Origin of the sequence: Desulfobacula sp., assembly GCF_030611305.1 — a bacterium.
Taxonomy (GTDB): domain Bacteria; phylum Desulfobacterota; class Desulfobacteria; order Desulfobacterales; family Desulfobacteraceae; genus Desulfobacula.
The window spans coordinates 1-15,249 of sequence record NZ_JAUWQB010000082.1 but is presented as its reverse complement, the minus strand read 5'-3'; the positions used below and the strand labels follow the sequence as shown (position 1 = coordinate 15,249).

The window sequence follows — 15,249 nt, the reverse complement described above, 5'->3', positions numbered from 1 at the left end:
TATTGAGCTCAATAACGACAACAACGCAAGCCTGACCCCATAAAAAGGAGACAAATGGCTGAAGCAGATATTGATGATCTAATTGAAATCATAGAAAAAGAAAGCAACATAGAGGATATTCCGACAATTCTTCCCATGATGCCGGTCAGAGATGTTGTTGTGTTTACCGATATGCTGCTGCCATTATTTGTCGGGCGGAAAAAATCCATTAAGGCAGTTGAAGAGACTGTCGAATATGATCGTTACATATTCCTGACTGCCCAGAAAGATTCTGAACTGGAAAAACCGACAGCTGAGGATGTTTATACCATTGGTACGGTTGGCAGAATCCAAAAAATGATCAAGTTGCCGGATGGCAGGATTAAGGCTCTGGTCCAGGGGATAACCAAGGCAAAAGTATTGGAATATGTCAAAACAAGGCCTTTTTTTAAAGTTCAGATTGAATTTTTAAAGGATACAGATTCCCGGGAACTCAATATTGAAGAAGAAGCCTTAATGCGGAATGTCAAAGAGGCCAGTGAAAAATTGCTGGCTCTCAAAGGTGAGCTTTCAGGAGACGTGGGAGATTTGCTGTCTCATATTGAATCTCCGGGTAAACTTGCTGATCTTGTTGCTTCCAATATAAATTTAAAGGTCGAGGATGCTCAGGTTTTACTTGAAATTACCGGTGGAACCGAACGGTTGAAAAAGGTGAATGATCTTTTGGCAAAAGAGCTGGATCTTTCAACGGTTCAAGCCAAAATTCAAATAGATGTCAAGGATGAGATTTCTAAAAATCAAAGAGATTATTATCTTAGAGAACAAGTGAAGGCCATTCACAGGGAGCTTGGGGATAGTGATGACAAGCTTGCTGAAATAAAAGAGTTTAAACTTAAGATTAAAAAATGCAAAATGCCGAAAGACTGTGAAAAAGAGGCCCAAAAGCAGCTGAAACGTCTTGAACAGATGCATTCTGACTCCTCTGAAGCTTCGGTTGTAAGGACGTATCTTGATTGTATTGTCGAGTTGCCCTGGAGTAAAGCAACAAAAGATTTTCTTAATATTCCAAAATCACAGGAAGTTCTGGATAAAAATCATTTTGGTCTGGAGAAGGTTAAAGAAAGAATTCTCGAGTATTTAAGTGTCAGAAAGTTAAATCCCAAAAAAAAGGGACAGATCATTTGTTTTGTAGGGCCTCCGGGTGTTGGGAAAACATCGCTGGGACAGGCCATTGCCAAAGCCATGAAGCGTAAGTTTCATCGGGTATCCCTGGGCGGCATCCGGGATGAGGCTGAAATCAGGGGGCACAGAAGAACGTATATCGGTTCCATGCCGGGAAGGGTTTTGCAGGGGTTAAGGCAATGCAATACAAATAATCCCGTATTTATGTTAGATGAAATCGACAAGCTGGGAAATGACTTCAGAGGAGATCCTTCTTCAGCCCTTTTAGAGGCCCTTGATCCTGAACAGAATTTTGAATTTTCAGATCATTATTTGAATATGCCGTTTGATCTTTCCAATGTGCTTTTTATTCTAACCGCCAATATTTCAGATACGATCCCGTCAGCCTTGCTGGACAGGATGGAGGTGATTAGAATCACCGGATATACCCGGCAGGAAAAAAAAGTGATCGCTAAAAACCACCTTTTCCCCAAAAAATTGAAAGACAACGGGCTTATCCGTAGATCTATCCATATCAGCTCCGGAGCCATGGAGACGATTATTGCAGAATATACACTGGAAGCGGGCTTGCGGGGTCTTGAAAGGAAACTGGATGCCATCTGCAGAAAAATTGCAAGAAAGATTGCAGAGGGTAAAAAAGGCAAATTTTCAATAACCAAGCAAAATCTCACAAAATATCTGGGGCCGCCGCAATATCTTTCTGAGCTTGACCAGGAAGAAAGCCAGGTGGGTCTGGCAACCGGGCTTGCATGGACTGAAGTCGGTGGAGAGCAGCTTTATATCGAAGTATCTCTTTATCAGGGAAAAGGAGAGCTGCTGGTCACAGGACAGATCGGTGATGTTATGCAGGAGTCTGCCAGGGCTGCCCTTACATACACAAAAGCCAATGCAGACAAATTTGATATAAAAAAAGAAGATATTGATAATAATGATATTCATCTTCACGTGCCGGCAGGTGCCATTCCAAAAGACGGCCCTTCAGCCGGAATTGCCATGGCAACAGCATTGATTTCAGCATTTACAGGGCGCAAAGTAAATAATAAAGTGGGCATGACAGGTGAAATTTCCTTGAGGGGAAGGGTGCTTCCCATTGGCGGGCTCAAAGAGAAAGCCCTTGGGGCGTTGCGGGCCGGGATTGACCATATAATCATTCCTGAGAAAAACAAGAAGGATTTATATGATATGCCAAAGGTGATCAAGAATAAAATAAAGTTTACCTGTGTCAGGGATATCCGGGAAGTTCTTGAAATCGCATTGGAAAAACCGATCTGATAAAGATGTCCGATAAATTGAAACTTCTTTGTCTGAGTACCGCAGAACCAGGATGCAGCCTTGCAATTATTGATGGGACGTCCATTGTCTGTGAAGAATTCTGGACAGCCAGGCTGACGCATTCCAGACGGCTGGTAAAAATGATTGAACATATGCTTGCAGACAGAGCCTGCATGGAACTTTCTGATATCGATGCCTTTGTTGCAGCCAGAGGACCAGGCAGCTTTACCGGGCTTCGCATTGGTATCAGTGTGGTCAAGGGCATGGCCTATGCCATGGGAAAACCCGGCGTCGGTGTTTCAAGTCTTGATGGTATCGCGTTCCGGTTTGTTCATTCATCAATTCCGGTTTGTGTTATGATGGATGCCAGAAGAAATGAAGTCTATTGTGCAGTCTATCATTTTGATCATGGCAGGCTGGTATCAAAAAGCCAGGAAAGGGTTGTCTGTCCTGAAGATGCCATTGAGATGGCAGACGGCGCTGCATTGTTTGCAGGATCAGGCTCAAAAGCCTATAGAGACATCATTGAACAAACAGCAGATCATCCCGTCATTGCCCACGACTTTCTGGATTCTGTGAATGCAGCTGCACTGGCTTTGTCCCTTTCTTTAAAAGATAATTTTTTAGATAATCCTGAAAATATTCTTGTTCCCAGCTATATCAGAAAGTCCGATGCTCAATTGTAGAGGGGGTCAGGCTTGCGTTGTGGGCGTTATTGGGCTCAACAACGCAAGCCTGACCCCATTTAAAAATAAGGATATTGACATTGTGATTGATAATTTGATATTATGATAAGATTATATTTGCGGAAAGTTAAATTATGGATAATTCAAAATGGCCGGCACGGGCGGTTTTACCTGTTGCACAACCCGGGCTGATATTTGTTTTTATAGCCATCCTCATTACGGGGATGCTTTTTTATTTTGGGTGGGGTTTATTTGCCTGGGTCTGTCTTGCTATTACTTTATTTGTCTGCTGGTTTTTTAGAGATCCTGATCGTGATATCCCTCAAGACGAGAAAAGCCTTACTTCTCCTGCTGACGGGAAGGTGATTATTGTTGAAAAACAGAAGAAAAGTGACTATTTACCCGACCCCTGTATTAAGGTCAGTATTTTCATGAATGTGTTTAATGTTCATGTGAATCGAGTTCCTTTTGACGGAGTGGTGCAAAAGGTTTTGTATCATCCCGGGAAGTTTATGAATGCTTCGTTTGACAAGGCATCCACACACAATGAGAGAAATGCATTAATTATTAAGACAGCTGATGATACAAGTTTTGCAGTGGTTCAGATAGCCGGCCTTATTGCCAGAAGAATTGTCAATTGTGTTAAAGAGGGTGAAAAGATCAAAAAGGGTGACCGGTATGGTATGATCCGGTTCGGTTCCCGTCTTGATTTATATTTACCTGATGATTTTGACCTTGCTGTCAGTGTAGGTGAGAAAACAAAAGCCGGTTCTACTGTCATTGGATATATGAAATAAAGGAGGGGTGACAAGTAATGCAAAAGCAGAATGTTAAAAAAAGTATTTATATTCTCCCCAATTTATTTACATCCATGAATTTATTTTGCGGATACTATTCAATTACGGCAGCGATTCAATCAAGATTTGTGGATGCAGCCATTGCCATATTAATTGGTGGTGTGTTTGATCTGTTAGACGGGAAGATTGCCAGAGCCACCAATACTACCAGTAAATTTGGTATTGAATATGACTCTTTGGCTGATCTGATTACGTTTGGATTGGCACCGGCTCTTTTAATGTTCCTGTGGGTACTTGAGTCTACCGGCAGACCGGGTTGGTCAGCTACATTCCTATTTGTCATATGCGGCGCATTAAGGCTTGCCAGATTTAATACCAGTTCTTCATCCGGCAGTGATTTCGAGGGTTTGCCGATTCCGGCTGCTGCCGCAATGAACGTTTCTGTGGTTCTTTTTTTCTCCCGGCTTCAGATAAGCCCGGAACCCTTTAAGCTGGTTCTTCTGGTACTGATGTTCGGGCTTTCATTCTGCATGGTGAGTTCGTTCAGATATAAAAGTTTAAAAAAGGTGTCTTTTTTTAAAAGCATGAAATTTAACAAACTTGTAGGGCTTGTTCTTATTCTTGTTGCCATTGCCACAGAACCTTCCATACTGCTGTTTGTTGTATTCTCGATATATGTTATGTCCGGACCCGTTTTAACACTGGTGTATCAAAAATATTCAAAAAGAGACAAAGCAGCCCAGGCTGACAAAGGGTTTTAAATAAAAATAAATCATACGGAGTCAATTGTAAGTTGGAACAAACACCCATTACAACACAAGGCTATGCAGCCTTAAAAAAAGAGTTTGAAAGATTAAAAACCATTGAGCGGCCTGAAAATATCAAAGCCATTGAAGTGGCCAGAGCCCATGGTGATCTTTCTGAAAATGCTGAATATCATGCGGCAAAGGAACGGCAGTCATTCCTTGAGGGCAGGATCGGTGAAATTGGCTATAAGCTTGGAACTGCTAAGATAATTGATCCGGAAACTATACCCAAGGATTGTGTAAGGTTTGCATGTCGGGTCCTTCTTGAAAATTTGGATTCACAAGAGGAAATGGAATACATGCTAGTCGGTGCAGATGAAGCTGATATAAAAAAGGGGAAAATTTCTGTATCTTCTCCGCTGGGCAGTGCATTGATAGGCAAGAAACCAGGAGATGAAGCAATAGTGCAGGCTCCCGGCGGCAAAAGAGTGTATGAGATAATAGATATTCTTTAAATTATATTGGAGGTATGAGTTTTGGCAAGAGTTACCATAGAAGATTGTTTGAAAAATGTAAACAATAGATTTACGCTTGTTCACCTTGCAGCAAAAAGAGTCAGACAGGTAAGAGAAGGCTCGGATTTGCTGGTGAAATCATCCAATAATGAGGATGTTGTTACTGTTTTAAGAGAGATTGCTGCAAAAAGGATTGTCGCAGCAGAGAAAGAAGAATAAGAAGGCGAATAGCCAGAAATCAGGAACCAGGAGCCAGGAAACGGGTGTGAAAACCGGCTTGAAAAAAAGAATAGATCGTGCCGTTGGAAAGGCAATTCATGACTGGGACATGATTTCAGAAAATGAAAGGATCCTTGTCGGCGTATCCGGTGGCACGGATAGCCAGGCATTGTTAAACATTTTATTTTCTTTGAAAAAACGGGCACCCGTTAATTTTGATATTCTGCCCGTACATATTGATGCCGGGTTTGAAGATTCATTTGCAAAAGAGCTTGAGAACTATATCGAGGATACCTACGGCCCCCTGAAAATCGAATATAAAGACTACGGTGTGCTTGCCCACTCGGATATAAACAGGGAAAACCCGTGTTTCCTATGTTCCCGCCTTAGAAGAAAACGACTTTTTGAAATCGCACAAGAGCAGGGCTGTAAAAAAATTGCTCTGGGTCACAATAAAGATGATATCATTGAAACCTTATTTATTAACATATGTTATGCTGGCAGGATCGGCACAATGAAACCCAGGCAATCTTTTTTTAATGGAACCCTTGATATAATCAGACCGCTGTCATATGTTGAGAAAAAAAATATTGCATTGTTTGGGCAATTGTTTAATTTACCGGAGTTTAAGAATAATTGTCCCAGCGCAAATAAGACAAAACGTGGTGAGATAAGAAAGTTGCTTGAAACATTGTATAAACACAATAAACATATAAAGGGCAATATATTCAGGTCAATGAGTAATATTGCACCTGATTATCTTTTAGAAGCTAAAAATGATAGACATCCAAAATCAACCTGATTACAGGAATATCCCCATTGATAAGGTCGGGATAAAGGGCTTGAAATACCCGGTTAAAGTTTTAGACAAAAAAACCGGACTCCAATCCACTGTCGCACAGATCAATATGTATGTAGATTTGCCCCACCAGTCCAAGGGGACCCATATGAGCAGGTTTGTTGAAATCCTGCACCTGTTCAGGACTAAGGTTTCTTTGGAATCCTTAACCAACATCCTAGAAGACATGAAGGAAATCCTCGAAGCTCAATCTTCTCATATTGAAATTACATTCCCCTATTTTATCGAGAAAAGATCCCCGGAGACCGATTCAAAAGGTCTTATGGATTACACCTGTTCCATATTCGGGTCTTCGAATGAGAGAGCGAATACGGATATTATCCTGAAGGTTGCCGTCCCAGTGACATCCGTGTGCCCCTGTTCAAAGGAAATCAGTGAATACGGTGCCCACAATCAACGGGGAGAAGTGCTTGTCAGTACCCGGTTCAAAAAGTTTATCTGGATAGAAGATATTGTTGACCTTGTGGAGGCATCGGCTTCCTGTGATATCTTTTCTGTATTGAAAAGAGAAGATGAGAAGTTTGTCACTGAAAAAGCCTACGATAATCCCAAATTTGTGGAAGATTTAGCAAGGGATGTTGCAAAAACACTGATGGAGGATAAGAATATTACCTGGTTTTCCGTAAGCGCAGAAAATTTCGAGTCCATCCATAATCACAGTGCCTATGCGTATATTGAAAAAGGCTCGGTTTCTTAGCCTCCCCCAAAACTATTCATTTGCCACTGATCTGAGAAACCATATGGAGAAGTTTTTTTCGAATTGATTCATAGCTTTTGTTTTCCTGGTTAACCATAATGGCATAGGGGTAAAGCCTGTTGTTGTTTCCTAAGATATATCCTGCACGGGTTCTGACCCCTGAAAGTGTTCCGGTTTTAAAAAAATCATTATCCCGGCGCTTCAATAATGAATGATACGGCATAAATTCAAGAAGAATTTTCAGCATCTGGTCTGGAGAAATCAGGTTTGATCTTGAAATGCCTGATCCTTCTAAAATGGTAACATGCCCCAGTTTTAAATTTTGTTTTGAAAACAGCTTGACCGCTTTGACTCCTTTTTCAAGTGTGGCCGGTGTCCCGTATGTTTTTGCGCCAATAGTCAACAAAAGCTGATTTGCAATATAATTATTCGAGTATGTTAAAAGTTTTCGCGCAACCTCTTTTATTTCAAAAGGAGAAAGAAAAGAGTCCCCCTCGTTGATTTTAAATTTTCCCTGCAAAACAGACCCGGTAACTTTAATATTGTTTTTCTCAAAAAAATATTTCATCAAAAGACCCGGATACAAAAGGCTATGTTGTTTTGTAAGGATAATTCTGCCTTGCCTGAGTTTTGTTTTTTGAATGTCTTTAAGGAAGAAGGGAAGCAGAGGAGTCTGAGGTTCTCCACTGATAAACCTGTTTTCCTGATTGTTCCATTTAAACATAATGGTATTGAAATTAGCACATAAAGCTCCAACAGGAGCATCATAAGGGTTTAAAGAGTTTCCTTTGCCCGGGACCAGGATTTGTTCAGAAAAATACGCCTGGTCAAGAATGATATGACGAATAAATCCCGTTTTTAAATTTATTTCATGGCACAGCTTCTCAATAACTTCGGAAATGAACAAGGGATCTCCAAATCCCTTAATATAAAGGTCGTTTGAATCTGCATCAAAAAAATACTCAGTGGGGAAGCGATAGTCTTTTCCAAGGATATGGATGGAAGCAAGGCTGGTCAGGATTTTTAAAATTGAGGCCGGGATAAATTGTTTTTCCCTGTTTTGATCAAAGAGGATGTTCCCCTGATCATCAGCTAAAACAATACCTGTGTTCACACTTTCTGCATAAACACAGGGACTTATAAATAATCCGGCAATAAAAACAATTAAAAAAAAGATAAAGCCCGCGCCTGTTTTTTTATCAATCATTTCTATCAATATCATGAAAAATTGCCATTGTAAATTTTTGGGGTCAGGCTTGCGTTATTCTTTTCTCCTTGACAACAATTTTTGATTAGTTTAGAAATTCATACTATGAATAAAGATAACAAATTCAACCGGGACGTAGAATATTATCTTTTGCGGGAGATTGCTTTAAGAAGTGAATTTACCCAACTTGAGATGGCGGGAAAGATTGGTGTAAGCGTAGGTAAAGTCAATTATGTCTTGTCTGCTTTTGTCCAGAAGGGTATTGTCAAGATGGAGAATTTCAAACAAAGTAAGAGCAAAAAAGGTTATCTCTATCTTCTCACCCCTAATGGGATAAAGGAGAAAAAACGCATCACTCTTAATTTTATCAAACGGAAGATGAAAGAGTATGAGAGCTTAGAACAAGAGATTGGAAAAGCAAGGCAGGAGATTGGAGAAGATGTTGTCTGATTCCAATTCCGGACCACAAAATCTCTGAAGTTTTAAGTAAAAAGTCAATAATTATAATCGGTTGAATTCATTTCGCTATGTAAGTGAAGGGGCGGAGCTGGGTAAACCACCCGAAACCCAACCCCCAATAACGACAACAACGCAAGCCTGACCCCAGGAGCCTATGAAAAAAGCATTAATAACAGGAATCACCGGCCAGGACGGCGCATACCTCGCAGAGTTTCTCCTGAAAAAAGGGTATGAAGTCCATGGCATCAAAAGAAGAGCGTCTCTGTTCAATACAGACAGAATAGACCATCTCTACCAGGACCCCCATGTCAAGGACAGGGATTTTATCCTTCACTATGGAGACCTCACGGATTCGACAAATCTCATCAGGATACTCCAGCAGGTGCAGCCGGACGAAGTTTACAACCTGGCAGCCCAGAGCCATGTGGCCGTATCATTTGAATCCCCGGAATACACAGCAGATACGGATGGGCTTGGCACCCTGCGCGTCCTGGAAGGCATAAGGCTGCTTGGACTTGAAAAGAAAACCCGGTTTTACCAGGCCTCAACCTCAGAACTTTTCGGAAAGGTTCAGGAAGTTCCCCAGACGGAAAAAACCCCTTTTTATCCCAGAAGCCCCTATGGCGCAGCAAAGCTCTATGCCTACTGGATAACTGTCAATTACAGGGAAGCCTATGGAATGTATGCCTGCAACGGCATCCTGTTTAACCATGAATCCCCTTTGCGCGGTGAAACCTTTGTCTCCCGCAAGATAACAAGAGCACTTGCCCGCATCAGCCTGAACCTCCAGGATTGCCTTTACCTTGGAAACCTTGATGCAAAGAGGGATTGGGGCCATGCCAGAGATTATGTGGAAATGCAGTGGCTCATGCTCCAGCAGGAAGCGCCTGATGATTTTGTTATTGCAACCGGCGAGCAGCACTCGGTAAGGGATTTTGTTAATCTTGCAGCAAAAAAACTGGGCATTGATATTTCCTGGAGAGGATCGGGAAAGGATGAAAAAGGATATCATACAGCAACAGACAAAATAATTATTGCCGTTGATCCTAAATACTTCAGACCGACAGAAGTTGAAACACTCCTCGGAGACCCTTCAAAAGCAAAGGAAAAACTTGGCTGGACACCCAAAATAACCTTTGACGAACTTGTCACGGAAATGGCCAGGGCAGATCTTGAAGAAGCAAAAAAAGACGAACTCTGCCAGCGCGCAGGTTTTCAGACATACAACTACAATGAATAAACCAAGCACCCAAAACTCAATAACGACAATAAAGCAAGCCTGACCCCAATATGACTCAACACCCGATTTTCATAGCAGGAGCCAAAGGCCTCGCAGGTTCCGCCATCATCCGCTGTTTAAAAAAACAGGGCTGCACAAACATCCTTGCCCCGACCCATGCAGAATTAGAACTCATGGACCAGCAGGCAGTCTCCAGCTATTTTGAGAAACACAAACCCGGATATGTCTTCCTCGCAGCAGCAAAAGTAGGCGGTATATTAGCAAACGACACCTATCCTGCCGACTTCATCTATACAAATCTGATGATCCAGAACAGCATCATCCACCAAAGCTATGTCCACAAGATTAAAAAACTCCTTTTCCTGGGTTCATCCTGCATTTATCCCAAAAACTGCCCCCAGCCCATTAAAGAGGAATATCTCATGACCGGCCCGCTTGAGTCCACAAATTCAGCCTATGCAGTGGCAAAGATAGCAGGCGTTGAGATGTGCCGGTCATATAACAGACAGTATAATACAAAGTTTATCCCGGTAATGCCCACAAATCTTTACGGCCCCAATGATAATTTTGATCTTGAAACTTCCCATGTTCTGCCGGCCCTGATAAGAAAATTTCATGAAGCAAAACAGTCCGGTGCAGACTCTGTAACAATCTGGGGAACGGGCAAACCAAGGCGCGAGTTTCTCCATGTGGATGATCTGGCAGAAGCCTGCATCCACCTGATGAATATTCCATCTGATAAACTGTCATTAAAAGAGTCACCGCTTTTCAATATCGGCACAGGAAAGGATCTTACTGTCAGGGAACTGGCAGAGCTGATAAAAGAGATTACAGGCTTTAAGGGAGGCATCTCCTATGACGCATCAAAGCCTGATGGAACCCCGCAGAAACGTCTTGATGTTTCAAAAATGAAAAATCTTGGCTGGCACTCGAAAATAAACCTGAATAACGGCATCACACGGAGCTATGAATGGTATGCAACCCATTAAACCGGAACCAAACAACGACAACAACGCAAGCCTGACCCCAGAATGCACCTGAATCCAGAAACAAAAAAGGATTTGCAGAAATTTAAGTTTATGGATACACTGTTGGTGTCAAGATGATTTTATATGTCAACACTGCTATAGATATAATCAAACAGGGAGCAATAACGGATGAAAGCAGTCGAATATACAACTAATATATCAGAAAATGGGGTGATTATGAAAAGAAAACATTTTCCCATAATTATTGAACAGGACGTTGATGGTGAGTTTATTGTAACTTGTCCGGTTTTTAAAGGATGTCATAGTTATGGCTCTACCATTGATGAAGCCATTGGCAATATTACTGAAGCCATTGGTTCCTGTATAGAAGATACGATTGTTGATGATTATAATCAATTTGTCGGTGTTAGAGATATAGAAATTGCAGTATGACATCATATCCAGCCATAACCTTTAAAAATTTTATCCAAAAGGTTCAAAAATTAGGTTTTCAGCGAATAAGACAGCAAGGCTCCCATATTCGTTTTGTTCATCCAGACGGTAGAAAGACAACAATTCCTGACCACGGCAATAAAGATGTTCCAAAAGGTTTATTGAGCAAAATTATTCGATACGACCTTGAAATGGATCAGGATGAGTTTTGGAAATAAAAATCATAGCTTTTTTTGTCCGGGACAGTCTTAAAATAATAAGTCCATTTACATCAAACAAATACTTTACCCCCCAAACAACGACAACAACGCAAGCCTGGGAAACTTCTTTCTTTCCAGAGTATGATGGGGTATAATGTCACTGTTATAAAATTTTGATGGAGGCTTACCATGGGAACGCAATTTGTACCAGACGCACAAGGCAATAAAACAGCGGCAGATATGAAAACATTCAATGTTATTATCGAGCAGGATAATAAGGGATTTTATGTCGCCAGTGTACCTGAGTTAAAGGGGTGCCATACACAGGCAAAATCGCTGGATGTTTTGTTAGACCGTATTAAAGAAGCCATTGCATTATGTGTGGAGGTTGATGACATTGCCATCCCTAATCAATTTATCGGTTTTCAACGAATTTCGGTTTCTGTATGACACAATATCCATCTTTGCAGGGCAAACAACTTGTTAAAATACTTAAAAAGAAAAAATTCAGTGTCATTAGAGTCAAAGGAAGTCATAATTTTTTAAGACATTCTGATGGCCGATGCACTGTTGTTCCTGTACATTCAGGCGAAACAATTGGCCCAGGCCTGTTGTCAAAGATCCTTCGTGATTGTGAAATAACTCGGGATGATCTTTTGAAGCTTATCTAAAGTCTTGACACTTTACCCCCAAACAACGACAACAACGCAAGCCTGACCCCAGGCAATGAAAGAATAAAATACCACATACTTTCATTTTTTGAAAGCATGTGGTATTTTATAGAAGATGAATACAATAACAACTAAAATCATTGAGCAGGGCCTTGCCAACCGAATCCTCAGAGTTTCCCAGCTGAAACGGATGGCAGAGGGAACCGCACAACGACGTTACAATCTGGTCAACCGGGCGATTAAAACCAAAGAATTGTTTCGATTTCAACGCGGCCTGTATATGCTCAATGACCGGTTTCGCGATTTTCCGTGTCACCCGTTCATTCTGGCACAGGCCCTTGAGCCTGACAGTTATATTTCGTTTGAGACAGCATTGGCATACCACGGCTGGATTCCAGAGGCGGTTTTTACCACAGCCAGCGTGGTGTCCCACCGGAAAATCAAAAAATTTGAACATAAAAAAATGGGAATTTTTAATTTTCACCCCCTCGCAGTTCAGCGGGAATACTTTTTGGAACTGGTGAACCGGCACCAGACGAATGGTCAGACAATGCTGGTGGCGAAACCATGCAGGGCATTAATGGATCTGGTCTGTTTGAGAAAACTATCCTGGGAAGGGATTGACTGGCTTTTAGAAGGGCTGCGGATTGATCCGGAATCACTATCAACCATTACCATTAATGATATTAAAATATTAAAATTGATTTATAAACATAAACGGGTAAAATCGTATATATCTCATCTCAGCAGGGAGTTAGCTCTTGATTGATCTGATTCAGGAAAGATTAGCTGCCTATAAAGCGGCCAATGAACTGGAAGAAAATCATGCTCTTAAAGAAATTCTCCAGGATATCGCACTCTATGGTTTGTGGCGGGCTGATTTTTTTGAGGTTGCGGCATTCCAGGGAGGTACCAGTCTGAGGATTATATATGGATTGACAAGATTTTCAGAAGATCTTGATTTTATATTGAAAGTACCTGATCCTGAATTTACCTGGCCTGTATACCTTGACAAAATGCTTGACACCTTTGAAGAGTTTGGACTTAAATCTCAAGTATCGGATAAAAGCAGAATGGATCAGCGCGTAAAAAAAGCTCTGATCAAGGACAGCTCAATATCTAATCGGCTTAATTTATCTTTTTTCAGAGACGACCGGGGGCAGACCCAAAAAATAAAATTGGAAATCGACGTAGATCCTCCGACAAGTTCGGGTTTTGAATACACTTACCTGGATTTTCCTCTGGATTTCGAAGTCTGTCATCAGGATCTGAGCAGCAATTTTTCATTGAAAATCCACGCACTGCTTTGCCGGCCGTATTTAAAGGGCCGGGACTGGCATGACTTTAGCTGGTATATAAAAAAGGGGATTCAACCAAACCTTGCCCATTTGCAGGCAGCCTTATTCCAGTGGGGACCATGGGCACATCAAAAAATTGATCTTAATATAGAATGGCTGAAACATGAGTTGTGCTTAAAAACGGCACGTATTGACTGGCAGGCTGCCGCAGATGATATTCGGCGATTTCTTAGACCGTTGGAGCAGAATAGTCTGAGTTTATGGAGTGAAAATCTTTTTACACATAAAATAGAACGACTAGGGCTTGACAATATTCTTTGATTGGTTTAGAAATTCACCCCATGAATAAAGAGACCGAATTCAGCCAGGATGTAACATATTATCTTTTGCGAGAGCTTACCTCAAAAAGTGAATTCACTTAACTTTATCAAACGGAAGATGGATGAGTATGAGAGGTTGCCTGATTCCGATTCTGTACCACAAAACCTCTGATGTTTTAAACAAAAAACTTAATAATTATAGTTAGTTATATTACATTTTGCCATGTAACTGAAGGGGCGGAGCTGGGTAGGGTTCGGAGTCCATCTGAGTAATAAGGAAAGCCATGGGATACTTTTACCCCCCTGACAAACGCAACAATGCAAGCCTGACCCCGTTATAACCGTTATAATCGGAAAAAATGACATTTTCCCTTGTCATAACATTGTCAGTACGCTATACTTTCAACATAAATGAAAGGAGGTGCTCATGACCAGTTTAATACAATCAAAATCCGCACGCATTGACGTACGTGTGAGTATTGCGGTCAAGCAATTGTTGCAAGAGGCCGCTCGTGCCTGCCATAAAAATGTAAGTGAGTTTTTGTTGGAAGCAGGTATCACTGCGGCCAATCAGACTTTGGCGAATAGATGTCATTTCGGACTGGACAATGCTCAATGGGAGATGTTCCAGCAAGCGTTAGATCGCCCGGTACAATCCAAACCCCGCCTTAAGAAGTTGTTGGACCAGCCTGGGGTTCTGGATTGATTGCTTTGGGCTATTATGAACCTGTACATAAACTCAGTGCAGCAGATTCGGTCGAATTTTTCGATTGTAACCTGTCGGACTTGAATCAGTTTTTGCAACGCTATGCATTGGTAAACCAGAAAGCCAACAGCGCCCAAACATATGTCTGCTGCAAAGATGGTGAAGTCGCAGGCTTTTACAGCCTGACAGTGGGGAGTGTAGAACATGAAGAAGCACCGCATAGAGTGGTGAAGGGTTTGGCGCGCCACCCTGTACCAGTGATGATCCTGGCACGCCTGGCCGTGGATAAAGCGCATCAAAGAAAGGGACTTGGGCGTGCCCTGCTCAAAGATGCATTGCTTCGAACTTTGCAGGTCTCTGATATTGCAGGTATTCGTGCATTAATTGTGCACGCAAAAAATGATGCAGCCCGTCAGTGGTATATTAAGTGGGAATTCGAATCCAGCCCCACCGACCCATTCCATTTGTTCCTGATGCTCAAAGATCTGAAGGCAATTGTTGACCCCGTGTAAAGCCCTTAAAATGCAGTTTTTGCCCCCAAAATCCAGACCCTGATATAAAAAAGATTGACATTTCAGACTCAGCGCCTTACACTCAAGTAAGATATTAATCCGAGTAAGGAAATAAAGCAAGAGAGGAATATTATGGCATTAGCAACTCTCACAACAAAAGGTCAGGTTACAATTCCTAAAGCAATAAGGGATTCTCTTAAAATAAACTTTGGCGACAAAATTGAAATCATTGTTACAGAAAAAAAAAGAGAAGCCATAATCAG

Annotated in this window: 21 protein-coding genes; 20 read left to right on the top strand and 1 reads right to left on the bottom strand. The window is 41.6% G+C overall.

All coding sequences use genetic code 11. From position 1 onward, the window contains the following. Positions 1–54 precede the first annotated feature (54 nt). The 8 genes from lon (at position 55) to folE2 (ending at position 6,952) form a co-directional block, all read left to right on the top strand. Positions 55–2,433: an endopeptidase La gene (gene lon / locus QAI40_RS13900; protein ID WP_299983991.1), complete on the top strand. Its 2,379-nt coding sequence runs from the start codon at positions 55–57 to the stop codon at positions 2,431–2,433. Positions 2,434–2,450: 17 nt separating this feature from the next. Further along, a complete protein-coding gene (gene tsaB / locus QAI40_RS13895) occupies positions 2,451–3,119 on the top strand; it encodes a tRNA (adenosine(37)-N6)-threonylcarbamoyltransferase complex dimerization subunit type 1 TsaB (RefSeq protein WP_304511702.1) in 669 nt (222 codons plus the stop codon). Between the two features lie 134 nt (positions 3,120–3,253). Beyond that, the gene (locus tag QAI40_RS13890; RefSeq protein WP_299983708.1) at positions 3,254–3,916 is read left to right on the top strand and encodes a phosphatidylserine decarboxylase family protein; all 663 of its coding nucleotides are present in this window, start codon (positions 3,254–3,256) and stop codon (positions 3,914–3,916) included. A 17-nt stretch (positions 3,917–3,933) separates the two neighbouring features. Continuing rightward, a complete protein-coding gene (gene pssA / locus QAI40_RS13885) occupies positions 3,934–4,677 on the top strand; it encodes a CDP-diacylglycerol--serine O-phosphatidyltransferase (RefSeq protein ID WP_299983707.1) in 744 nt (247 codons plus the stop codon). A 32-nt stretch (positions 4,678–4,709) separates the two neighbouring features. Beyond that, complete coding sequence (gene greA, locus QAI40_RS13880) at positions 4,710–5,177, top strand: transcription elongation factor GreA (protein ID WP_299983706.1); 468 nt, start codon at positions 4,710–4,712, stop codon at positions 5,175–5,177. 21 nt (positions 5,178–5,198) lie between these two features. Beyond that, a complete protein-coding gene (gene rpoZ / locus QAI40_RS13875) occupies positions 5,199–5,396 on the top strand; it encodes a DNA-directed RNA polymerase subunit omega (protein ID WP_299983705.1) in 198 nt (65 codons plus the stop codon). A 46-nt stretch (positions 5,397–5,442) separates the two neighbouring features. Then, the gene (locus tag QAI40_RS13870) at positions 5,443–6,198 is read left to right on the top strand and encodes an ATP-binding protein (protein WP_299983704.1); all 756 of its coding nucleotides are present in this window, start codon (positions 5,443–5,445) and stop codon (positions 6,196–6,198) included. Beyond that, positions 6,173–6,952, top strand: a complete 780-nt coding sequence (gene folE2 / locus QAI40_RS13865; RefSeq protein WP_299983703.1) for a GTP cyclohydrolase FolE2 — start codon at positions 6,173–6,175, stop codon at positions 6,950–6,952. Before QAI40_RS13870 ends, folE2 begins: the two co-directional genes overlap by 26 nt. Positions 6,953–6,968: 16 nt before the next feature. Here the strand turns inward: folE2 and QAI40_RS13860 are convergent, their stop codons facing one another. Next, positions 6,969–8,174: a D-alanyl-D-alanine carboxypeptidase/D-alanyl-D-alanine-endopeptidase gene (locus QAI40_RS13860; protein WP_299983702.1), complete on the bottom strand. Its 1,206-nt coding sequence runs from the start codon at positions 8,172–8,174 to the stop codon at positions 6,969–6,971. 90 nt (positions 8,175–8,264) lie between these two features. Between QAI40_RS13860 and QAI40_RS13855 the strand changes: the two genes are divergently transcribed. The 12 genes from QAI40_RS13855 to QAI40_RS13800 form a co-directional block, all read left to right on the top strand. Next, a complete protein-coding gene (locus QAI40_RS13855) occupies positions 8,265–8,609 on the top strand; it encodes a MarR family EPS-associated transcriptional regulator (RefSeq protein WP_299983701.1) in 345 nt (114 codons plus the stop codon). Between the two features lie 163 nt (positions 8,610–8,772). Next, on the top strand, positions 8,773–9,858 hold the full coding sequence (gene gmd, locus QAI40_RS13850) for a GDP-mannose 4,6-dehydratase (protein ID WP_299983700.1): 1,086 nt from the start codon (positions 8,773–8,775) through the stop codon (positions 9,856–9,858). A gap of 50 nt (positions 9,859–9,908) precedes the next feature. Further along, positions 9,909–10,847 carry a GDP-L-fucose synthase family protein gene (locus QAI40_RS13845; protein WP_299983699.1) on the top strand — a complete coding sequence of 313 codons (939 nt, stop codon included), beginning with the start codon at positions 9,909–9,911 and terminating at the stop codon, positions 10,845–10,847. A 168-nt stretch (positions 10,848–11,015) separates the two neighbouring features. Then, positions 11,016–11,279: a type II toxin-antitoxin system HicB family antitoxin gene (locus QAI40_RS13840; RefSeq protein ID WP_304511701.1), complete on the top strand. Its 264-nt coding sequence runs from the start codon at positions 11,016–11,018 to the stop codon at positions 11,277–11,279. Continuing rightward, complete coding sequence (locus tag QAI40_RS13835; RefSeq protein ID WP_304511700.1) at positions 11,276–11,497, top strand: type II toxin-antitoxin system HicA family toxin; 222 nt, start codon at positions 11,276–11,278, stop codon at positions 11,495–11,497. The genes QAI40_RS13840 and QAI40_RS13835 overlap by 4 nt, the downstream gene beginning before the upstream one ends. Positions 11,498–11,668: 171 nt before the next feature. Next, on the top strand, positions 11,669–11,929 hold the full coding sequence (locus QAI40_RS13830; RefSeq protein ID WP_304511699.1) for a type II toxin-antitoxin system HicB family antitoxin: 261 nt from the start codon (positions 11,669–11,671) through the stop codon (positions 11,927–11,929). Continuing rightward, on the top strand, positions 11,926–12,150 hold the full coding sequence (locus QAI40_RS13825) for a type II toxin-antitoxin system HicA family toxin (RefSeq protein WP_304511698.1): 225 nt from the start codon (positions 11,926–11,928) through the stop codon (positions 12,148–12,150). Before QAI40_RS13830 ends, QAI40_RS13825 begins: the two co-directional genes overlap by 4 nt. A 115-nt stretch (positions 12,151–12,265) precedes the next feature. Further along, positions 12,266–12,919 carry a type IV toxin-antitoxin system AbiEi family antitoxin domain-containing protein gene (locus QAI40_RS13820; RefSeq protein WP_304511697.1) on the top strand — a complete coding sequence of 218 codons (654 nt, stop codon included), beginning with the start codon at positions 12,266–12,268 and terminating at the stop codon, positions 12,917–12,919. Continuing rightward, positions 12,912–13,769 (top strand): nucleotidyl transferase AbiEii/AbiGii toxin family protein, encoded by an 858-nt coding sequence (locus QAI40_RS13815; protein ID WP_304511696.1) that lies wholly within the window; start codon positions 12,912–12,914, stop codon positions 13,767–13,769. Before QAI40_RS13820 ends, QAI40_RS13815 begins: the two co-directional genes overlap by 8 nt. A 426-nt stretch (positions 13,770–14,195) precedes the next feature. Continuing rightward, a complete protein-coding gene (locus QAI40_RS13810) occupies positions 14,196–14,474 on the top strand; it encodes a type II toxin-antitoxin system TacA family antitoxin (RefSeq protein ID WP_304511695.1) in 279 nt (92 codons plus the stop codon). Next, the gene (locus tag QAI40_RS13805; protein ID WP_304511694.1) at positions 14,471–14,986 is read left to right on the top strand and encodes a GNAT family N-acetyltransferase; all 516 of its coding nucleotides are present in this window, start codon (positions 14,471–14,473) and stop codon (positions 14,984–14,986) included. Before QAI40_RS13810 ends, QAI40_RS13805 begins: the two co-directional genes overlap by 4 nt. Positions 14,987–15,118: 132 nt before the next feature. Beyond that, the coding region (locus tag QAI40_RS13800; protein WP_304511703.1) for an AbrB/MazE/SpoVT family DNA-binding domain-containing protein at positions 15,119–15,249 on the top strand (131 nt) is incomplete at its 3' end.